This is a genomic window from Pseudomonas sp. DW-iso17, assembly GCF_058725345.1.
Genome location: NZ_JBZXEA010000011.1, coordinates 584231 through 605197, shown reverse-complemented (window position 1 = coordinate 605197; position 20967 = coordinate 584231). Strand labels below are relative to the sequence as shown.

The 20967-nt window shown below is 59.9% G+C and carries 12 protein-coding genes and 2 pseudogenes; 5 read left to right on the top strand and 9 right to left on the bottom strand.

The window, feature by feature from the left end:
- Positions 1-365 precede the first annotated feature (365 nt).
- The 3 genes from AC4PS6_RS10635 to AC4PS6_RS10625 all read right to left on the bottom strand — a co-directional run bounded on the left by AC4PS6_RS10635 (position 366) and on the right by AC4PS6_RS10625 (position 8624).
- Positions 366-971 carry a hypothetical protein gene (locus AC4PS6_RS10635; protein WP_492180787.1) on the bottom strand — a complete coding sequence of 202 codons (606 nt, stop codon included), beginning with the start codon at positions 969-971 and terminating at the stop codon, positions 366-368.
- Positions 925-7104, bottom strand: coding sequence for a hypothetical protein (locus AC4PS6_RS10630; protein ID WP_492180786.1), 6180 nt, complete (start codon positions 7102-7104; stop codon positions 925-927). Before AC4PS6_RS10630 ends, AC4PS6_RS10635 begins: the two co-directional genes overlap by 47 nt.
- A gap of 1025 nt (positions 7105-8129) precedes the next feature.
- Entirely contained in the window at positions 8130-8624 is a 495-nt protein-coding gene (locus AC4PS6_RS10625; RefSeq protein WP_492180785.1) for a hypothetical protein, read from the bottom strand.
- A gap of 283 nt (positions 8625-8907) precedes the next feature.
- Between AC4PS6_RS10625 and AC4PS6_RS10620 the strand changes: the two genes are divergently transcribed.
- Positions 8908-9135, top strand: coding sequence for a hypothetical protein (locus AC4PS6_RS10620; RefSeq protein WP_492180784.1), 228 nt, complete (start codon positions 8908-8910; stop codon positions 9133-9135).
- 255 nt (positions 9136-9390) lie between these two features.
- Here AC4PS6_RS10620 and AC4PS6_RS10615 read toward each other — a convergent pair.
- The 6 genes and pseudogenes from AC4PS6_RS10615 to AC4PS6_RS10590 form a co-directional block, all read right to left on the bottom strand.
- A pseudogene (locus AC4PS6_RS10615) lies at positions 9391-10062 on the bottom strand (phosphatidate cytidylyltransferase); the annotation flags it as partial.
- Between the two features lies 1 nt (position 10063).
- The gene (locus AC4PS6_RS10610; protein ID WP_032901856.1) at positions 10064-10684 is read right to left on the bottom strand and encodes a lysophospholipid acyltransferase family protein; all 621 of its coding nucleotides are present in this window, start codon (positions 10682-10684) and stop codon (positions 10064-10066) included.
- Between the two features lie 9 nt (positions 10685-10693).
- Positions 10694-11137, bottom strand: coding sequence for a hypothetical protein (locus AC4PS6_RS10605; RefSeq protein WP_014720581.1), 444 nt, complete (start codon positions 11135-11137; stop codon positions 10694-10696).
- Complete coding sequence (locus tag AC4PS6_RS10600; protein WP_198832911.1) at positions 11127-12425, bottom strand: phosphatase PAP2/dual specificity phosphatase family protein; 1299 nt, start codon at positions 12423-12425, stop codon at positions 11127-11129. Before AC4PS6_RS10600 ends, AC4PS6_RS10605 begins: the two co-directional genes overlap by 11 nt.
- A 2-nt stretch (positions 12426-12427) precedes the next feature.
- Positions 12428-14176 (bottom strand): bifunctional alpha/beta hydrolase/class I SAM-dependent methyltransferase, encoded by a 1749-nt coding sequence (locus AC4PS6_RS10595; RefSeq protein WP_060766921.1) that lies wholly within the window; start codon positions 14174-14176, stop codon positions 12428-12430.
- A 10-nt stretch (positions 14177-14186) separates the two neighbouring features.
- On the bottom strand, positions 14187-14807 hold the full coding sequence (locus tag AC4PS6_RS10590) for a CDP-alcohol phosphatidyltransferase family protein (RefSeq protein WP_336827113.1): 621 nt from the start codon (positions 14805-14807) through the stop codon (positions 14187-14189).
- A gap of 309 nt (positions 14808-15116) precedes the next feature.
- On the opposite strand from AC4PS6_RS10590, the gene hflK (AC4PS6_RS10585) reads away from it, so the two are divergent.
- From hflK (AC4PS6_RS10585) to AC4PS6_RS10570, 4 genes and pseudogenes are all read left to right on the top strand, one after another.
- Positions 15117-17042, top strand: a complete 1926-nt coding sequence (gene hflK, locus AC4PS6_RS10585) for a protease modulator HflK (RefSeq protein WP_103452223.1) — start codon at positions 15117-15119, stop codon at positions 17040-17042.
- Positions 17043-17051: 9 nt separating this feature from the next.
- Positions 17052-18052: pseudogene (gene hflC / locus AC4PS6_RS10580) on the top strand (protease modulator HflC).
- On the top strand, positions 18049-19083 hold the full coding sequence (hflK, locus tag AC4PS6_RS10575; protein WP_014720575.1) for a protease modulator HflK: 1035 nt from the start codon (positions 18049-18051) through the stop codon (positions 19081-19083). The pseudogene hflC and the gene hflK (AC4PS6_RS10575) overlap by 4 nt, the downstream one beginning before the upstream one ends.
- Positions 19080-20966, top strand: a complete 1887-nt coding sequence (locus AC4PS6_RS10570) for a heavy metal translocating P-type ATPase (protein ID WP_336827112.1) — start codon at positions 19080-19082, stop codon at positions 20964-20966. Before hflK (AC4PS6_RS10575) ends, AC4PS6_RS10570 begins: the two co-directional genes overlap by 4 nt.
- Position 20967 lies beyond the last annotated feature (1 nt).

Genomic DNA, 20967 nt, shown 5'->3' with positions numbered 1-20967 from the left:
GAGATGTATTGCGATGAGGCATACGTAATCATCTACTAACGACCTCACCCGATTCATTTCTTACTGTGCTGATTCCAACTACTGCAGTGTAGTGCTTCGAGAATCAGTGACTCAAACCGACTTAATTGAGAAAAGTTCTACAAAACGGTACTTCTTCCGAGAAACTTTCGTAGCCTCCTGTTCAGCCAGCAACGTGCTCGAAGTATCGATGTCATAAACAAAGTCGACGTCTGCGACCCAGCGCGCCATCGTCTGCCAATATCCCATATTGAGCGCTGTGGAAGGAAGAGTGGAAAAATCTTAGCTTCGATGTCATTACAACTGAGTGGCTAAAATAAAGTGGCTTTCTGGTTAGCAAGACATACTTAAGTCCGTCGCTTTGACTTGGCTTGACGCGGTATGTCACCGACCGTCTCGGTAGTTACATTTTTGGGGGAGCTTTCAACGAGCTCTCCCACGGCGATTTGCAACCTCTGCAGTAGCTCTGAACGCGAGCGTTCAATCTCTTCAGAGTCTGTCTTGGCGGAACGTTTCCTTTTACCAGGGTTATTGGAGATGTTACTTGCGAGTAGGTCATAGGTCGCTCTAGCCGCCGCTAAGAAGTCCTTCTCTGGACTTGACAAGAACTGCTCGACGATTTTCTCCACACCCGGTGGATGGGTCGGTAAGATGTCCGCAAGGCTCAAGACCGTCAATCTTGATGCCAAATCGAATATCTCCAACGAGCGGGCGCTGCGCGACGGCGCTTCCCGCAGAATCAAGGGCGTGAATAATCTGTCTTTTGGATGGATCGCCGCTAAAACTTGTGCAGCCTTTGTGTAGGGAGCGAGTGGGTTGATGCCCATTGGTTCGGCCCCTCTATGATCCCAAATCCTCAGGATCAGATTGGCGACACGGTCTTCTGCAGCAGGGCGCTCAGCATCGTCAGCGTTTTTTGCTGCAACTAGGAGTTCGGCGAGATGGTGTGCCATCCATCGCCCTAATGTGTCCACGCCGTCCTGCAGGTTGAGCTCCTTCACGAGATGCTGTCCAAGTTCCAACACACCCATCGGCAACTTCGATACGTCCGTCCCTACGAAGGACGACGACGAGGTCGTACGATGCACTCTTTTTTTCTTCTGAATCATCAATGCCATATCCGTCACCCATCCTCCTAGTCAGATCAATTTCAACCACAAGGTCCATTTGCCGTTCTAGCAAGAAATCTTGAATCGCAGACCTTGAACCAATCAGCCGATAACCGTATGACCGCGGATATTCGGATGAATACCTGAGCGTCGAATCAGAAATGTCATCGCTCCAAGCGACATACCTGAACTTCACTTCACCGTCGGCCCCGACCCAGCGATCAGACTGGCCATCCTTGGCGCCTACGAGTCCAAGTATTTTCGACACCTTGGCTCCGGGCTTCACCGCACACGAGGACACCTCCCGTCGAACGGCATCGTCTCCATCTAGCCTGTTGTCCCGCTCTGGGTAATGCAGCCAGCCAATCAGCTGATAGGGTGCCTCATCGATCTCAAGATGGTCGTCCTGCTCTGGAATCTTGTAGTCCCAGGCGTTGTCAATTGTCTGAAGAGCCCGAACTAGCGCGGAGGCAGTTTCGGACGGCACCAAGGCGCTGTAGATGTTCAACGTTGACCTTCTCTCACCCTGCGCCCCATAGGCGTGGCCTGCCACCACGACATCAGAGTCAGAGTCACTTAACCCCAGTTCCTCGAGTAAATGTTGCTGACACACGCGTTTCAGCCAACTTTTATCATTATCATTCACCGAAAACCACAGACGAGGTTCAAGCGGCTTAGGGCCGCGGAGATCCGACAGCCAATAGGGTGGTTCCGTCAAACCACGACGGGACCACCAATAATCCCAGTCGCGCCAGCGATCCTCTGTGGACTCGGCAAGTGGCCTAGTCTGGAGCAACTCTCCGACAACACACCACATGGCGTGCCATTCGAAATGCGTGTGCGTGCGCTCAATAGTCGGCAAAGACCCGTGCCTGTGGGAGCTTGCGGAATGCTCGTTTCGGAACCGATGCTGCCTTGTTTCGTTGGCCCACATCCATGAATCCGTTCCCACCTTCCACCGGTCCAAAATCCAGCTTTCCGCTATGTCCAAGAACTCATTACCACTTACATCGGCAAAGAGCTTGAGAGGATCGTCGTACCAGTAGGGAAGCGTGTCCGTTGAGTCGAATCGAAAGCGTCGCCCGTCTTGGCTCGCAAATCGGCCAAATCCCTTGCGGCCTGTTGATGGGATGGATGGCAGCGCGGATTTGGCGACTCCCTCCAGCAAGGATGTCTCTGCTGAGCTCAGCCGGAGATGCCCGGCCCTAAGTAGTGCAACCACACCACCTTTTGCAAAATGCTGACAGAGTAGATGGGGAAAGGTTTGATTGGTGGCGATTTCAAAAAGACGGTGTCCGTGGTTCGCGGCAGCGGCAGGGGATTCTTCGGCCACACGCTCGAGAGCAATGAGCAGCCACAGTCTAGCGGCAAGCCAGAAAAACTGCGCTTTGGGGTCTCGGAAGTCAGGCTCGACCGATCGTTCCCACTGTGCAACTACGGCATCAACGATGGCGTTCTGACTCAGTCGCCCAGCGGCTCTTAATGCGTGAGCTGCATTCCAACGCACTCGAAGATCTACGTCGCCAAGCATCGCGTAGAGAAGGCGAGCTATTGACTCGTCAATACCTACAGGGATTCCGAAACGATCAAGCGCGTCATCCCTATTCTTCAAGTCCTCTACTTCCTTGTTCAGATGCCTCGTCAATGCGTCAGCGGCCTCCGTAGGAGTGATAAACCCACCTAGCACTGCAAGCATTCCGTACACGGATGCTGCATCCCACTGGCTGGCATGCAGTTCAAGGCCTTCTATGAGCAAATCGCAAATTTGTTCGTTGGATAGCCCGCTTTCGGAAAGCATTGCAGGAAGAATGTTCTCACCCCCCCAGTGGTTTCCGACGAAGAAATCCGGTAGGCGTTGTACCATAACCGTGGGCAGCCTCTCGCGGCACCAGCCAGCGACTGCCGGAGAAGTGCTGACCCATTCGGAGATGGCCTCGGCGATCGCGATTGCCAAGTCTTTCTGCCGACGACGAATGTTGCACGATGCGAGCGATTCGAGATGCGCTCGACGGTCGGCAGGACGGATGCCTCGACGAATCTCCTGCAGTACATCCGAAGCATCTATATAGCGCTGACGCTGCTTCGCCTCCTCTTGGGCCCGAAGAAGCGTTGCTTCGATCTCCGCCGCTGTGATGTGTCGACCGCCAGCTAGAACCGCAGCGCAAACAACATCGGATGATGGATAGTCATGGGACGAATCGCCTGTATCCTTAGTCTCGTCAGGAGCAACAGCCTGTCCGTCAAAAAACTGAAGCATCTTCCTTCCGCTATTGACCCACCAAGTGGACTGCGAAGCGGGCGCTATATCCGTCATTGCCCTAACCCCAGACATCCCGCTGTGGCCGTCAACTGACAGTACAGTCAGCCTGGCCAGTTCCTCTGCTACTGCGGGATTGTCGGTGGAGTGCCGCGATCCGAGAAGCTGCTTGGCAAGCAGCACAAGCAAGTCACCGTCTACGTCGATTCCTAGATGCAGAAGCGGAAGGGCGGACGGCACTGATATTGTTCCCGCTGAGAGACACACCTTAAGGGTATCCGGAAGCATTCGGTGTGCGCGCACCTGGCCGGTGTCGTCCCATCGACCGAGAGCCGCTAAGCCCACACATGGATCTAACGTGGCGAGTGATCTAGCTATGGCTTGCCACGGGAAGCCTTCGTGGTCACCCAACACATGCCAGATATTTGCTGTGAACTCCGCAAGCTGGCATGACACAACTCGTCGCCCGTCGGTGCCCAGCCCGCTTGTGGCCGTCACCGCCAAGGGTTCAAGCATCTCCAGGTGAAAGATGCTGTCAACGTCGACGTCTTCGAGCACCGCTGACGCCTCGGCGAAGATCGCCTCGCTGTCATCAGGACTAATGGAGCTGAGCACTCTTGCCAATCTCACCAGTCGTTCAGCTCTATCAGTGGCAGGTGCCTTGTCGCTTTTGACCGCGACTGCATGTGATACGGCACTTTGGAGGACCAAATCATGTGTGCCGCTATGCAGCGAAAGCGTATGAAAGGTGACCAACTCTTCGTGTGAAAACTGACCGTCCTTTGGCCGGCTTGAAGCACGAGCAAGCTCAGCGCACTTTTCAGCCCCAATGTCTGACAGGTGCAACATCGCCGCTATTGATTGACCGATCCGCTTCGCCATGGTTGCAACGTTGTGTTCGTTGCGCGTCGAATAATCGTTACGACCGTAGCGGGTGACCGCTTCTCCAAGTTTTGCCCATTCCGCTTGGCGGTCGGTCCACGGGACGAGGCATTTCGCTCGGGCGTTGTACACGGGCAGCAAATCCCGCACATACTTCTCGATCTTCTCTGCGCGCTCATTTTCGCTGCTTGTACTGACTTTGGCGGTGGTTTTGCTGTCTTTTGGCACCCTGGAATTGGCGGGCCCAAAGTATGAATCAACGGTTGCATCCTCGCCTTCGAGAAGTCTCAGCAACGAGTGAGCTCGTAGTGTGGCGTCAATGAAGTCATAAGAGCTCAGATGTACCCGGTCGCGGGTTCTGTTGGAAGCACTTGCAATGACCTCAAGAACCTGACGAACTTCGCTGACAACTCCTCGCCTTGCTGCGACCACCTCTGCGCCAGTCAGCAGAAGCTCTATCAGGGCCCCCTGTCCCCTATGATGCTCTACGGAGGACGTCGATGGCCCAGTACCGAGCCAGCCGCGCCGAACCCAGCGTCCGATGTTCCTCTGCAACTGATCTATTCCGGGTTCCTTGCCTGCGAGCGCAAGCGGTATGCGGATCATCACGTCCCAAACCGGCGCACCTTGTAGCTCCGTAAGCACTTCTTCAACGAGACCGCTCTCCCCTGACGAGAGGAGTCTTTGCGTGATGATCTTTATGACCGTAGGCATAAGAGTCTTAGGCTGCCAACGACGCAGTACGGAAATTCCCTCACGAACGCCTTCTGTACGCAAGACCGCCTCGCCCTCGGCCGCAAGTTCATCATGGCTCAACGTCCAGTTCACCCGAGCGTCTCGATTCTCTTCACGTTGCTGAAAGTAGGCCTCAAGCCAAGCAAGAAATTGCCGCCGCCAGTCTCGCGTGCGAACTCCATCGCCACGTATCGCTGCGTCCAGCATCAGGTGGCTCAGCGTGCGCCCGTGAAGTCCGACGTACTTTCGGTTTTGTAGGACCGCCTTGCGAAGACTTCTTTGTGCAAAGCGAGCAGACAGATCGAGATTATCTGTAAGCATCTTGCGAACAGCCTCATCCGTACGGAGGGCTCGTGCGCCGCGCAGGAGTACAAGGATGGCTTCCGAGCGGCGCCCTGCCTCCCTTGCAGCACGCATTGCGAGTTTCAGCCTCTGTAGTTGGACTTCTCTCCGTCTAACAGGGTCCTTTATGGGTCTCGGCTCAGGATGCGACTGAGCGAGCCTCAAGAGTTCAGTTCTGTCGCCGGCGGCTAGCAGCGCGGCGGCGATGTGCTCTGCGCAATACTCATCTTCGTCGTGTCTAGCGAGGAGGCATGCCGCGGCTGATGCTCGAATCCGCGCAAGAGAGCTTTCGGCGCGCTCAGAAATGAACGCTTCAAAGTCCTCGTCAGCGAAAAACAGATGGTCTCCCTCCCGACGAAGGCCAGGGGTAAGGTCGTTGCACAGATCGTGGACATGAGCTTCCGTGACCTCCAAGACCGCTGCAAGATGCTTTACCGGAATGGGCCGGGCAAGCGCTACTAGACCCGCGCACAGCTTCCCAAACTCCACGGAGTCGCCGCCCTTGCGCAATGCTTCCTTCACGCGCTCACTGAAAATCAGCCCAAGCTCCTTACCGCTTGGCTTAAGGTAAGCCAGCGCATTCTTGGGCCGCTTTCCTGCGTAGTCGAAGGCGTAGCTCATCACCCTAGGATTTCCACCCGATAGAAAGTGCAAATCTTCTATCCAGCGATCGGGAGCCGCGTTCCACCGCCGTTTTATGAATTCAGATGCCTCGGTCAACGAGAAGTTGGAGACAGGAGTGAACGCGAATCCTGTCGGTAGACGCAGAGTTTCCAAGCGACCAGTCCTCGCGGCAACGACGATCCTGACGTTTGGTGGAAGCGCCCCAAGCCCTACGACATCGTGCACAAAGCTGCGCTCCGGCGGGATGCGAGTCTGAGCTGCCGTCACGGAGTTGTCGGCAGCATCGATAGCTATCACAAGCAGAGCATCGGCGTCGCGCGCCCGGACGACCTCCGCAGCCATGCGCAACCTGGAACCGAACTCGCGAACGTAGTCCACCGAGGTCGAAGCGGCTACCAAGACAGGTACACCTAGCCTTGCTGATATCTCATTGCACAAGTGCAGCAACGCGTGACGAGCAAGATGTCGCTGTCCGTCAGAGTCCAAGTAACGACCGGCACCGTAGCAATCGAAAACTACCAACTCTGAACCGTTGGGAAGCTTGTCTTTCAGGTCCAGCAGAGCGGTGGTCTTCCCGCATCCTCCCTCACCATGAAGACAGACACGCTGTTGAACTGCCAGTTCGCGCGCGAGCAAGGCAATGCTCGCTCGGGGCACCACATCGTCCACGGTTTTTAGTTGCGAAGGGCATGGAAGTAGCGCCTGTGGGTCACCGACGAACATCGCCCCGAGAATCACAGCTCTAGTGATAGGCGATGAGTCACCTGGAAGCATGCGTGAATAGACAACGTGGCGCAGCTCTAGCATGGCCTGGCGTGCCTCGGACGCTGCTACCCTTCCAATTGCTGAGATGACGCGGTGATTCATTTCAAACCGAGACGGACCTTGGCACTCGCTGAAGTCCAGAGCCTTGGTGAGACGCGAAAAATCCTTCTCGCTTAGCCCACTGGCCTTGCACAATGTCTTTCGGTCTTCAACGGCAGTTGAGTTGGCATCCGGCCTACGAGTCGCGCTGAGTGCCTGCAGCACTCTGTCGTGAATCGGTTGATTGCTGACGAGCTTGACCTTGACATCCGCAGGCGAGAGCTGTGGCGCGACTTTCAGAACCTCAGTGTAGGCCGCGCCCAGGCGCGCCATAACTGAGTTGTTGCCACCGCTCTTCCTAGTGGAGTGAGCGAGCCGCGCAACGCTCCAGGCGGTCCGAGGTGATGTTGTCGAGTACTTGAGCTGCTGAATCTCGACACGCGTGGCGTTGTGCAGTGCATCGCCACCATAGAAGAGCGCGACGTCCACTCCCTCCCAAGCTCCCGATCGTGCGGGCACCGGAATTCCCTCCACCGTAACGGCCCTCAGTTCTGAGGACGAGTCGAGAACTCTCAAAGCATGGCTTAGCGCCCACAAAACGTGAAAGTCGTCTCCCGCATTCGACGCCCTCGCTCCCGCGACATCATCATGATCCATCTTCTGGTCCTATCCTTGGAAAATCGGCTTGAGAGGGCACACGTGGATTGAGCCGCTAACACCCTTGATCGATATTACAGGGCCTAGCAAGCGGGATGATCCTTTGAGACATAAAAGTGGGGCAACGATTTCCGTCAGATGTCAGGAATTCTTGTCTTTCGATTGCGATTCGTACGTGCCCTCTGCATTGCCCAGTTGGTCGCAGGCATGACACGCCAACTGCCGGCTCCCGCCAAGATGTCGCCAGGAAGCCCCACACGAGTGGCGCGGTCCGCCTACGGCCCATCTGACCTCCACTGCTCATCGGACCGCATGATGGCTTGTAGCGACCAATCCAGCCTGATGAGCGACAGCTCCGGGTCGGTGGAGGCCTGCCGTGAGTGGCCGCTTCCCACTCAGAGCAACCGCTTGGGGATGGATGTAGGCATGCGGCCTATCGCGCTGTGCTTTGGTAGTGCCTAGCGAGCCTCCGCAACCTCATAGCTGTAGCGGCCATCGTTTAGTTGATCACCTCCACGGCGCTAAGCCTGTTGGTAGTTTGAATAGTGGCAAAACTGCGCTATGGCATTGCAGGAGCGTGAAATTCTTGTGATTTTCTAACCAGCAGGATCGCGCCGAACGTTGTCACACAGCCTGGGTTAAAAGCCGCCGTTCAGGGGAGTGACCGCTTTCGACCCAAAGCGGACAAGTCGGAGCGATCATCAAGGCTTGACCACCTGAATCGCAGGAAACTGAAACCCGTCGTCCACTCTTTTTTGGGTGAAGTCGTTGCCACCGTCTTGCGCTTTGCTGCGGTACGTAGTGGCGGTTAACTCAATGATTTCGTACGCGTCATTAAGGTGAGGGTTTCCTGGGATGGCGTGAGTGATCTCATCCCCCACTTGCTTCCCTGTGGTGATGGTGAAGTAGATCTTGCCGGACACTCCCCATAAGCCGAATTCCTTTTGCTCAATCCATTGGCCGGATTTGTCGGTCACGCGAAAGTTCACGGTGAAGACGCCATCGGCGCGGCGCTCGCTCAGTTGCTGCGTACGTTTACCGTCGAGGGTTGTCGCTTCGCCGTACCATTTACCAATCATCAGGGCGTGTTCCTGTTCTTGAAGGGTGCTTATGGGTTTCACGCTATGGACAAGGGGTTGTTGATCGCAGCCGAACAGACACGCGAGGGTAAGCGCTAAAGCGAAAGTTTTGAACACGTAAATTCCTTGGCTTATTAGCCCGCTGCATGTCGACCCCGCTCAACGGGGGAGACGCGGCGATTTACCTAGTAGGCAGATAGTGACGGTCAATAATAGTCAGGGTGATGACAAATGGCCATTTGTCTTTACGGCGTGCCACCCTGAATCGCCTCTGATTTAGTAGAGAATTGAATGACTGCTTCTGGCCGATTGCTACCCTTCGCGAGAGGCAGCTATGGGTCGGCTCCAGCCGGTCGAGGGCATGCAGTGGGTTGGTCGAGCCTCGCGCAAACGCCTAGTCATGTCGAATGCAAATGACTGGTCGGTGGCGATGAAATTAGTTGCTCAGGTGGTGTGCAATTTCCCACCAGCACTGCAGTTGGGGATTGGGGAACTGATCGAGACGGTTGAGGCCTCTGCACAAACAGCCTTGGCTGATGCCGGCGAGACACAGTCAGCAGTTACCTTGGGTTTGTCTCAGGGTTGTCACCACGCGCCCGAGCGGCGACGGGGTGAAAATTTCGTGTGAAAAACGATCTCCACTGACGCGCCGCTTATCAGCTCCAGGCAACTGGACGTGCGCGCGGAGGACCTACAGCATTGTTGGGTTGCTTGAATCGAACTCGTCTCTGTTTGTGTCAAACTATATTAAGCGCAGTAGAGTGCTTTTTTCCGCCGAACCATCTGCTTGTGTCAAACTATAATTCGCTCACAGCGGTAGGCCGCGTCGCTGGAGGCCCCGAATTACGGGGGGCTTTGTGTCAAACTATATTATTAGCCTCCAGCCGACAAAACCTTCCACGGTTTTCGACGGTGACAGGTTGGGCGCGATCTTGTGTTTGCCGAACAGCTTGCCGCACACGTACTGCAACACGTCCGACAGTTGCACCACGATCACCAGATAGGCGATCAGCAGCAGGTTACGGCCTTCGTAACCCGGTATGTCCAATGTCAGCAGCGCCGGGACGAAAGACACGCAGAACACGGCGATCATCAACCCCCATTGCACCTTCGATGCCCGTTCCAGAAAGTGCGTACTGTCGCCGCCCAGGGAGGCGAGGATCGGCAGCAGCAGGAACACGTACACCGGGATGAAGATCGAGAACAGTCCATACCAGTCGGCGTAGATCAGCAGGTATTGCAGCGGCAGGGCGAGGTAGAACGCGGCCACGAGGGCCGGGTAGTCGCTGCGCCGGGTGGGCGTGAGGGTGAGAAATTCGCGCAGGGCGTAGAACGACACCGCGTAGAACAGCAGGATCACCGCGCCGGTGCCGAGCCAGAAGGCGATGCCGATGACCACCACCATCACCCACCAGGCGTTGATGCGGGCGTTGAGGTTGTCGATAACTGCGTTGGGGCTGCCACGGGTGCGCAGCTTGAGGATCAGGCCGATCAGCGAGGCGATGACCAGGATCGCGCCGATGCCGCCAAATAACATCAGGGTTTGGCTATCCATCTCAGGAATGCTCCGGGGCAAGGGCGAGCAGGGCGTCGCGAGTGCGGGCGAGGAAGGCGGCTTTGTCTTCGCCTTCTTCCAATTGCAGGGGGGCACCGAAGCTGGTGGTGCATAACAACGGCAATGGCAATACGCGACCCTTGGGCATGACCCGGTTCAAGTTGGCTATCCACACAGGGACCAATTCGGCCTGTGGGTAACTCTTTGCCAAGTGGTACAAGCCGCTTTTGAACGGCAGCAAGCCATCCTCCAGATTGCGCGTGCCTTCGGGAAAGATGATCAACGAATCGCCGCCTTCCAGGGCCGCGAGCATGGGCATCAGTGGGTTATCCACAGGCTCTTTGCGCTCGCGGTCGATCAGCACGCCATTGAATACGCGGTTGATGATGTAGCGGCGCAACGCGCTCTTGTTCCAGTAATCACTTCCGGCCACCGGGCGTGTGAACTTGCGCAGGTTCTGCGGCAGTGACGCCCACACCAGCACGAAGTCACCGTGGCTGCTGTGGTTGGCGAAATAGATGCGCTGCACCGGCACTGGCGCGCACCCCAGCCACAGGCTGCGAGCGCCGGTGACGGTGCGGGCCATGGAGGTAATCAGCGTGGCGACCACGGGTTCGAACATGAGGATTCCTTATCCGGCAAAAGGCAGCCAAGGGCTGGCAAGGATGACGCCCAGGGTCAGCAGCGCTTGCGCGCCCAGTAGCCAGGCTTGTTTACGCAACAGTTTGAGAGCGCCGCGCCGGCGTTCGCTCCATGGCCGACCGGCTCGCTTGGGCAATTGCAGGCCAAGGGTTTGCAAGGCTTGGTCAAGGTCTGGCGTGCGGGTAACGTCGCGGGCCAGCAAGGCGAACAGATCGGCGTCAAAGGCCACCCGTAGCGCCCAGTATTTTTGCAGCAGGCCCAGCACGATCATCCACAGGGCCAGCAGCAGGCAGGTCGTCGAAATACTGGCCAACAACAGTTGGGCAAGGCCGAACAGTACGCCGAGCAACGTCAGGCCTGTGGATAACTGATCCAGGGAACGGCCACGACGTAGCAGGCTGGCGACTACCTGGAGTTCCATATCAGCGGGCATGGTGCAAACCCTCCAACGCTTTACGGTGTGCGGGGTGCAGGACCACAGTGGCCCGTGCTGTACGAATGATAGCCAGTGCTTGGTCAACCGTTGCGGCGCGCCCGGTGGTCAGCAGCCAGGCGGCGACGGCAGTGGCGCTACGGGAATAACCGAGGGCGCAGCACACCAGCAAGGGGCCACTCGTTCGCAGACGTTCAATGGCGTGCGCGGCCTTCAGGCATTCGTCGGCTGTCGGAGTGATCAGGTCCAGTACCGGCACGCAGGCGTAAGCACGGCCCTGTGGATTAATCGGCAGTTCGGAACACAGATCGACAATGGCTTTGAACGGGCCTTGCTCAGAGGTTGTAGGAACACGCCCCAGCCAGACGTTATCCACAATCAGATCCGGCTGTGGATGTTTGCGTGTCCACAGCCGCGAATTGGTCCACGCCCCTGCCAAGTAAGGCGCATACAGCCAGCGAGCGGCAGGCGTCAGGCGGCCATTTGTACGTTTTTGAAAGCCCGGCGCGCCGATCACCAGGTAGTTGGCGCTGATCAAGCCGAGGGAAACCGCTGGCCACAGCAACCACAGCCAGCCGCCGCGAAGTAACAAACCCAGCGTCAGCAGTACTATCGCACCCAGCCCATAGCGAACAGCCAGGCGCCAGCGTTGGGTATCGCGCGTTAACCGGGCACTCAACAATGGGCTCGGGTGTTCCACCGGCCATAACCACACGCACAACCACCCCGCGAGGGCGCCTGTGGGTAAGTCGATAAAGTGATGTTGATAAGTAGTCAGCACCGAGATGCCGATCAGCGCAAACCAGCCATGCACCACCCAGCGCCAAATCCCCTGGGTGTGCCGCTGATACATGACCCACAGGATCACCAGCAGCGCGATATGCAGTGAAGGCGCCTGGTTGAACGGTTTGTCGAAACCGGCCAGCACGGCGAACAGCCAGCCGAACACACCGTCCAGTTCCGGTCGCTCGAAGGTGAAGCGCAATGGCCAGATCAGGAAGCAACTCACGGCAATCACCTGCGCACTCAGCAGGCGCAGTGCATGTTGTTTCAACTCATGCCGTGTATTGGGCAGCAGCAGGGAGAAGCCGTAGAGCAGGTCGATGGACCAGTAGGGCACGATGGTCCAGGCCCAGAACGGCATGTGTGTTTCCCAGCCGAACACCAGCGTGCCGACGTCGCTGCGCTGGCTGGTGACCCAGGTGGCAAAGCCATAGGTGCTGAAAAACAGCGGCGCCAACAGCAGCAGCCAGAGCACCGCAGGTTTCAATAAACCGGGTTCGCGCATGTTCAGATCTTCTGTGCCAGGGACACGGTGAAAATGCCCCACTCATCCACGCGCTGGGTGATCTTGCGAAAGCCCGCCGCTTCGACGAGTTGGTCCATTTCCGCCTGGCTGCGCCGGCGCATCACCCAGGCCTGGCCCTGCCGGTGGCTGGTGAGCGCACGGGCAATCAGCTCCAACTGCGGGTGCCATGGCTGCCCGGTGTAGACCAGGTAACCACCTGGCTCCACGGCTTCGGCCAAGCCCGCCAGCGAGCCGCCGACCATGGCGTTATCGGCGAACAATTCGTACAGGCCGGATACCACGGCCAGCGTCGGCTTAGGGGCCAGGGCAGCCAGGTCAGCGCGGTCGAACGCATCGCCTTTGACGAACTGGGCGATGTCCCCCAGGCCCTTCTCGCGAATCAGCGCGCCACCGTCGCGCACGTTGATGTCGCTGTAGTCGCGCAGCAGGATCGATTCCGGCAGCGGCGATACGCCTTGCAAGGCTTCCAGGATGTAGCGGCCGTGGCCGGCGGCGATGTCGACAATGCGCACTTCGCGTTGGTCATCACGCAGCTTGGCCATGGCCAGGCGCAGCAGCTCTTCGACGTTCAGCTTGCGTTGGCGAATACCGCGCCAGCCAATGGAATTGAGGTAGTTGGTATCGATCATCCGCCCCAGCCCGCCCTTGCCGGCAGGCTTATTGCGATACACGTAGTCCAGGGTGCTGCCGGAATCGAAGCCGGTGTCGAAGCCCAGCTTCACGCCGTCCGAAAGGTTCTTGCCCAGGCCCATGCTGGCGCGGGTCATGCGCCAGTACAGGTCGCGCAGGGAGTTGCGTGGCAGCGGCGCGGCGAGGGATTCGGATTCGGCGCACGTGGCGCCAAGTTTGTCTGCGTCCAGTAGAGAAGCGCGGTCCAGCGGGTGCGCGAAGTTCTGCAAGATAAAGCGCTTGGCGCTGGTCACAGCCACGGCGCGATCACGTTCGCCAAGGGTGTCGTGGAAAAAGCCGGGGAGGATATGCAGCTCTTTTTTCAGGCTGCCGAGGCGGTCGAAAAATTGCTGCTGGGGTTTGCGGTGCACCACAAAATCGGAGCCGGAGATAAGCAGCTGGGTCGGCACTTGGATCGCCTGGGCATCGGCTACAACCCGGTCGGCGGCTTCGTACAGGCCCAGCAGCACATTCACCGAGATGGCCTTGGTGATCAAGGGGTCGCTGTCGTAGGACGCCACCCGTTCCGGATCATGGCTGAGGAACTTGGCCTTGACGTAGCTGTTGACGAAAAAGTTGCCGCGAAACTTGCGCATCAGTGCCAGGCCCGGGCGGGCGAGGGGCACATACAGCTTGACCTTGAAGGCTGGCGAGGCGAGCACCAGGGCGCGGATTTTTGGCGCGTAATCATGAACCCAGGTGGCCGCAATCACCGCGCCGACGCTTTGGGCGATGACGGCGATGTCTTCCTCTTCGATGCTGTAGGTGGCATTGATGTGATCACAGAACGTCTGCACGTCGCGGGCGCTGGTGGCAAAGCTGGGGCTGTCACCGCGCTCGCCTGGGGATTGGCCGTGGCCACGGGCGTCCCAGGCGAAGAAGTCGAATTCAGGCAGGCCCAGTTCATCCACCAGGTGGGCAATACGCCCCGAATGCTCATGGCCGCGATGGAACAACAGGATCGCCTTGCGCGGCCCGGCGCCTGCCGTGGCCGGCCAGTGCCGGTAGAAAAGCTCGACGCCATCATGGGTACTGAAGGTGTGCTCTTGCTGTTCGCGCATCGCAAAATCCTTATGCAGAAGGGAGAGATTGTTGTTCTTTGAGGCCCTGACGCACCCGGTTGACCAAGGTATAGGAGAGCAGGGCGGCCACCAGCCACATCACCGCCTCGACCCAACCGGCGCCGAGCCAGCCCAGCGCCACGCCAGTGGCCAACACACCGAGTACGAACGCCCGATCACTCTTGCCCATGGGCCCGTCATAACGGCGCGACGCGCCCACCATCGGCCCCAGCACCCCGGCGTATTCGCTGAATACCGCCAGCAGCGTCACCAGCAGCACCGGTGCCAGGCTCACATCGGGGATCAATGCAAAGGGCAGGATCAGCGCGCTATCGGCGATCACGTCGCACAATTCATTGAGGTAAGCACCGAGGCGCGACTGCTGGCCGAACTCCCGGGCCAGCATGCCATCGATGGCATTGAGCGCCATGCGCACAATCATCCACAGCGGGATCAGCGCAAACAGCCAGAGGTGTTGGGCAAAGCCCGCGATCAACAGCCCCACCAGCAGGGAAACAACCCCGGCCAGCACGGTGATCTGGTTGGCGGTGGTGCCGTTGTCATAAAGGCGCTGCACGAGAGGCCGCAGCAGGTTTTGAAAACGCGGTTTGAGTTGGTAGATGGAAATCATGGGGGTGGCGCTTCCTTGTCCGTGAACCCGCGAAAAACTGTTTTGGAGTGTGCCGACTAATCGCAGCCGACACCAGTGATGGCTCGTGTTTATAGGGGGTTAGTCACAATCAGAAGAACACCATGAGAACAAATGTGGGAGGGGCTTGCCCCCGATTGCGGTGTACCAGTAACTAATCAGTCGGTTGACACGCTGCTATCGGGGGCAAGCCCCGTCCCACAAGGGATTCAGGGTGAATTCAAAAGCGAACAAAAATTTCACGCTTCGTGTTATATCGTAACGAATTGTGTACAAGTGGGCGTTGAGCAGATGCAAGTGGATCTAGAGGCTGACGGGGCTTCGGTTGAAGGCCTCGCGCGTTTTCAGCAGGGGCTGTTCCACGCCCGTCGATTGCGCCAAGCCGGTATCGGCCTGACAACCCTGGCCCTCAGTGGTTGGATATTGGCGCTGTTCGTAGCGTTGTTTGCCCCGCTGTCGATCTGGCCGGTGGTATTGATCAACTGCGCGTCGGCCTTGCTGCTGCTGGTGGCCGGTTTGCAATCGGCATGGTGGGTGGCCGATTGGCGTGCCCAGGCGTTGGAAGCGCCGAGCGGTGAAGCGGTCGAACAATCCATCGAGCCCACTCCCTGGCATAAAGGCCTGATCAACCGGTTCGGCAACGGCCTGTTGGCGCAGATTGGCGCGCCGGTGCTGTGGTTGGGCGGCTGGTCGCTGTTGGCGCTGGTCAGCATCCTGCAGTTCTGGAACCTGGGCTTGCCCGCTGCCGCCATCGGGCAGTCGGCAAGTATTGGCGCAGCGCTCGCATTGGCCCTGGCGTTTGGCCTGCTGGTATTCGAGCGCCGCCTGGCCCAGGAAACCGCTGCCCAATGGCCGGAAGCCTCACAGTTGGCGCAGTTGAGCCGGATGGCAATTATCTGCCTGTTGCTCAGCGCGATCTGCCTGCTGTTTGCCAATGCGGAGTCGGTCTGGCCGCTGCGCCTGGCCACTCTCATCGGGCTGTTGCCAGCGTTGGTAGCGTTGGAGTTCCTGCTCAGGGGCGTGCTGTCGCTGTTCAGCCCGCGTCAGCCGCGCCTTGAGCCGCGCTTGATGGCGCAGAGTTTCATTGCCGGCCTGCTGCGTTGGCCGCCTCAGCCCTTGCTGGCGTTGCAGCATGAGTTGCACAACCGCTTTGGCATCGACCTGCGCCAGATCTGGGCCTTTACCTACATGCGCCGGGCGTTTTTCCCGGTGTTGCTGGTGGTGCTGGCGGTAGGTTGGGCGCTGACCGGTCTGCATGAAGTGCCCCTGCAAGGCCGTGGGATTTACGAGCGTTTTGGTAAACCGGTCGAGGTGTTCGGCCCCGGCCTGCATGCCGGTTTGCCGTGGCCGTTGGGCCGCGTGCTGAACGTGGAAAACGGCGTGGTGCATGAGCTGGCGACCAGCGTCAGTGACGCCGCCACACCGCAGCTGGCCGCCGCCGAAGGCCCGGCGCCGTTGATCGCCAACCGCCTGTGGGACGCCAGCCATGTGAATGACAAATCCCAGGTTATTGCCAGCAGCAGCGGCGACAAGCAGGGCTTCCAGATCGTCAACATGGACGTGCGCTTTGTCTACCGCATCGGCCTCACCGATCAGGCCGCGCTTGCCGCCACCTACAACAGCGCGGATATCCCGACCCTGATCCGCAGCACCGCCAGCCGCATCCTGGTGCACGATTTTGCCTCGCGCACCCTGGATGAATTGCTCGGGGAAGAGCGCACCAGCCTCGCGGACGAGATTGGTCGCAGCGTGCAAGCCGACCTGCAAACCCTCGACAGCGGAGTGGAAATCCTCGCCACGGTGGTCGAGGCGATCCACCCGCCGGCCGGTGCCGCCAATGCTTATCACGGTGTGCAGGCCGCGCAGATCAGCGCCCAGGCGCTGATCGCCCGTGAACGCGGTGCAGCCAGCGAACAGACCAACCAGGCGCTGCTGCAAGCCAGCACTGCTCGCGATCAGGCCCAGGCCAGTGCCCGCGAAGTGAATGCCGGCGCCCAAGCCGCGAACCTGCGCTTTGCCGCCGAACAAAAGGCCTACGCCGCTGCGGGCCAAGCCTTCGTGCTGGAACAGTACCTGGGCCAACTGAGCCAGGGCCTGGCCCAGGCCAAGCTGCTTATTCTGGATCATCGTTTGGGTGCCGACAGCGCGCCGACGATCGATCTGCGTTCTTTTACCTTGCCCGCCGACCCGTCGGCGCCGCGCAAAGCCGTTCAATAAGGAGTCTGTCTGTTGAGCGCTCATTCCCACGATCATGATCACGGCCATCACCACCATCACGGCCACCACCATCACCATCACGGCGATGAGCAGGCGGCCGGGCCTTTTCCCTGGCGGCGCATGGCGTGGGCGGTGTTGCTGGTGCTGTTTGCCGTGGCAGCGGCAAGCCTGGTGCAAGTGCGTTCCGGTGAGGCCACGGTGATTACCCGCTTCGGCAACCCGGCGCGCGTGCTGCTGGAGCCGGGCCTGGGCTGGCGATGGCCGGCACCGTTCGAAGCGGCGATCCCGGTGGACCTGCGTCTGCGCACCACCTCCAGCGGCCTGCAGGATGTGGGCACCCGCGATGGCTTGCGGATTATTGTGCAGGCCTATGTGGCGTGGCAGGTGCAGGGCGATGCCGACAACGTGCAGCGCTTTATGCGTGCGGTGCAGAACCAGCCGGATGAGGCGGCGCGGCAGATTCGCACCTTTGTCGGCTCGGCGCTGGAAACCACGGCGGCCAGTTTTGACCTGTCCAGCTTGATCAACACCGACGCCAGCCAAGTGCGCATCGCCGATTTCGAAGCGCAGTTGCGCCAGCAAATTGACCAACAATTGCTCGCCACCTACGGCGTGCGCGTGGCGCAGGTCGGCATTGAGCGTTTGACGTTGCCATCGGTGACCCTCACCGCCACGGTTGACCGCATGCGCGCCGAGCGTGAAACCATCGCCACCGAACGCACCGCCGTGGGCAAGCGCGAAGCGGCGCAGATCCGCTCCGCTGCCGAGCGAGATGCGCGCATCATGCAGGCCGATGCCACCGTGAAAGCCGCCGACATCGAAGCGCAGTCGCGGGTTGAAGCTGCGCAGATTTATGGCCGCGCCTACGCTGGCAATCCGCAGCTGTACAACCTGCTGCGCTCGCTGGATACCTTGGGCACGGTGGTCACGCCGGGGACCAAGTCATCCTGCGCACCGACGCCGCGCCGTTCCGCGCCCTGGTGGATGGGCCGAAGGACCTGCAGCCATGAGCGAGCCTGAAAGCCCGGACAGCCCGTGGATCCAGGCCGGGCGCCTGACGTTCCTGGCACTCTACGCGGTCACCGTATTGGCGGCGTTGGCCTGGGCCTTCTCCAATGTGCGCCAGATCGACCCGCAGAATCGCGCCGTGGTCTTGCACTTCGGCGCCCTTGATCGCATTCAGAACGCCGGGTTGTTGCTGGCCTGGCCGCAACCTTTTGAGCAAGTCATCCTGCTGCCAGCGGCCGACCGGGTGATCGAACGCCGGGTGGAAAACCTGCTGCGTTCCGACGCGGCGTTGCAGGCCGATCGCGTGGCCAGTTTCGCCACGCCGTTAAGCGATGCCCTGGCCGGTTCCGGCTACCTGCTGACCGGTGATGCCGGGGTGGTGCAACTGGACGTGCGGGTGTTCTACAAGGTGACCGAGCCCTACGCCTTTGTGTTGCAGGGCGACCACGTGCTGCCTGCCCTGGATCGGCTGGTGACACGCAGCGCCGTGGCCCTCACCGCAGCGCGGGATCTGGACACCATCCTGGTAGCCCGCCCGGAACTGATCGGCAGCGACAATGGCGCCGCCGAACGGCGTGAGCGGCTGCGCGGCGACCTGGTGCAAGGCATCAACAAACGCCTGGCGGAGTTGGCGGCCAGCGGCTTGGGGCTGGGTATCGAAGCCACCCGCGTCGATGTGCAGTCGAGCCTGCCTGGGCCTGCGGTGAATGCGTTCAACGCGGTACTGACCGCCAGCCAGCAAGCCGATAAAGCCGTGGCCAACGCCCGCACTGAAGCGGAAAAACTCACCCAGACCGCCAACCAGGAAGCTGATCGCCAGGTGCAAGTCGCCCATGCCCAGGCCAGTGAGCGCTTGGCCAATGCCCAGGCGCAGACCGCTACCGTTGCCAGCCTGGCCCAGGTCAAAGATCCCGGTTTGCTGTTGCGCCTGTACCGTGAACGCTTGCCGAAGATTCTCGGCCAGGCCGGTTCAGTGACCACCGTCGATCCCAAAGACGACTCGCGCTTGATCATCCAGGGAGCCGAACAATGAGCGCACCCATGCTGACCTCTGCCGAACAGCGCAGCGCTGCCCGGCAATTGACCTTGGCGATGCTCGCCCTGGGCTTGCTCGTGCTGGGCCTGGTGTGGCGCTGGCTCGCGCCCGACCAGAGCGGCGTCAGCCAGTTGCTGCTGGGCGTGGCATCCCTGCTGGTGGCGGTGCCGGTGATGCGTTCGGCCTGGTACAGCCTGCGCTTTCCGAGCCTGCACGGCATCACCGATCAATTGATCGCCCTGGCCATGCTCGGCGCCTGGGCCACCGGTGATCTGCTCACCGCCGCGTTGCTGCCGATCATCATGATCTTCGGCCATGTGCTGGAAGAGCGCAGCGTGATTGGCTCCCAGGAAGCGATCCATGCCATGGGCAAACTCACCCGCAGCCATGCACGCCTGATGCAGGCGGACGGCAGCATCACCGAAGTGGATAACGGCACCTTGAACACCGGCGATATCGTCGAAGTGCGTGCCGGTGACCGCGTGCCGGCCGATGGCGTGGTGTTGTCCGGCCAGGCGAGCCTGGACACGGCGCCGATCACCGGCGAGTCGGTGCCGTTGGAAGCCAGCGTGGGCGTGCAGGTGTTTGGTGGGGCGATCAACCTCGATGGCCTGCTGCGCCTTGAGGTCACGCGCACCGGTAACGAATCGACGTTGGGCAAAGTTATTGCGCTGATGCAGAACGCCGAGCGGTCCAAGCCACCGATCACCCGGCTGCTGGAGCGTTATGCCGGCAGCTACATGGTGCTTGTGTTGCTGCTGGCGGCCGTCACCTGGTTTGTCACCAATGACGCCCAGGCGATGCTCGCGGTGCTCGTGGCTGCGTGCCCCTGTGCCTTGGTGCTGTCGGCACCGGCCACGGCGATTGCCGGGATTGCCGTGGCGGCGCGCCATGGCATCCTGATTCGCAGCTCGGCGTTCCTCGAAGAACTGGCCGACCTGACATCACTGGTGGTCGACAAGACCGGCACCCTGACCTTTGGCACCCTGCGCTTGCAGTCCATCGAGACTACCGCGCCGGATCGCCAAAAGCTGCTGAACCTGGCGGCCAGCCTTGGTTCGGCAAGCAGTCACCCGGTCAGCCGAGCGTTGGCGGGGTTGGCGAGCCAGGAGCAGATGCGGGTGCTTAGCGACATCCGCGAGCGTCAGGGCCTGGGCGTGGTCGCCCAGACCGAGCAGGGCGAAGCGGCGCTAGGGCGGCCGGAGTTATTTGAACAGTTGGGCATCGTCACCACCGCCGTGCCCGCCCATGATGGCCCGATTGCCGGGCTGGCGTTGAACGGCGAGTTCCTCGCCTGGCTGCTGTTGGCCGACAGCGTCAAACCCGAAGCGCGCCAGGCCCTGCAAGAGCTGCGTGACTTGGGCCTGGGCCGCCAACTGCTGCTGACCGGCGACCGCCAAAGCGTGGCCGACAGCCTGGCGCTGGACGTGGGCATCAGTGATGTCGAAGCCCAAGCGCTGCCGGAAGACAAGCTCAACCGCGTGCTGGGCGAAATCAGCAGTGGCTTCCGGCCAATGGTGGTGGGCGATGGCATCAACGACTCCCTGGCGCTCAAGGCCGGTGTGGTCGGCGTGGCCATGGGCGCGGGCGGTGCCGACATCGCCCTGGCCTCGGCGGACGTGGTGCTGATCGGCAGCGACTTGCGCCGCTTGGGCACCTGTGTGCGCTTGAGTCGCCAGTGCCGGCAGACGTTGCAGGTCAATGTGATCATTGGCTTGGGCTGGACACTGGCCATCGTGGTGTTCGCCGCATTTGGCTGGCTGGGGGCGGCGGGCGCGATGATCGCGGCGGTGCTGCATAACCTCAGCACCTTGTTGGTATTGGGGAACGCCGGGCGTTTACTGCGCTTCCAGGAGCCGCTGTTGAAGCTCGACGAATAAT

Coding starts and splice junctions, on each gene's coding strand:
- AC4PS6_RS10595 (WP_060766921.1), bottom strand. CDS start 14,176: ATGCGCGAACAGCAAGAGCACACCTTCAGTACCCATGATGGCGTCGAG.
- AC4PS6_RS10610 (WP_032901856.1), bottom strand. CDS start 10,684: ATGTTCGAACCCGTGGTCGCCACGCTGATTACCTCCATGGCCCGCACC.
- AC4PS6_RS10630 (WP_492180786.1), bottom strand. CDS start 7,104: ATGGCGCGCCTGGGCGCGGCCTACACTGAGGTTCTGAAAGTCGCGCCA.
- AC4PS6_RS10635 (WP_492180787.1), bottom strand. CDS start 971: ATGGCACACCATCTCGCCGAACTCCTAGTTGCAGCAAAAAACGCTGAC.
- hflK (WP_014720575.1), top strand. CDS start 18,049: ATGAGCGAGCCTGAAAGCCCGGACAGCCCGTGGATCCAGGCCGGGCGC.
- AC4PS6_RS10600 (WP_198832911.1), bottom strand. CDS start 12,425: ATGCGCGAACCCGGTTTATTGAAACCTGCGGTGCTCTGGCTGCTGCTG.
- AC4PS6_RS10620 (WP_492180784.1), top strand. CDS start 8,908: ATGTCGAATGCAAATGACTGGTCGGTGGCGATGAAATTAGTTGCTCAG.
- AC4PS6_RS10590 (WP_336827113.1), bottom strand. CDS start 14,807: ATGATTTCCATCTACCAACTCAAACCGCGTTTTCAAAACCTGCTGCGG.
- AC4PS6_RS10605 (WP_014720581.1), bottom strand. CDS start 11,137: ATGCCCGCTGATATGGAACTCCAGGTAGTCGCCAGCCTGCTACGTCGT.
- hflK (WP_103452223.1), top strand. CDS start 15,117: ATGCAAGTGGATCTAGAGGCTGACGGGGCTTCGGTTGAAGGCCTCGCG.
- AC4PS6_RS10570 (WP_336827112.1), top strand. CDS start 19,080: ATGAGCGCACCCATGCTGACCTCTGCCGAACAGCGCAGCGCTGCCCGG.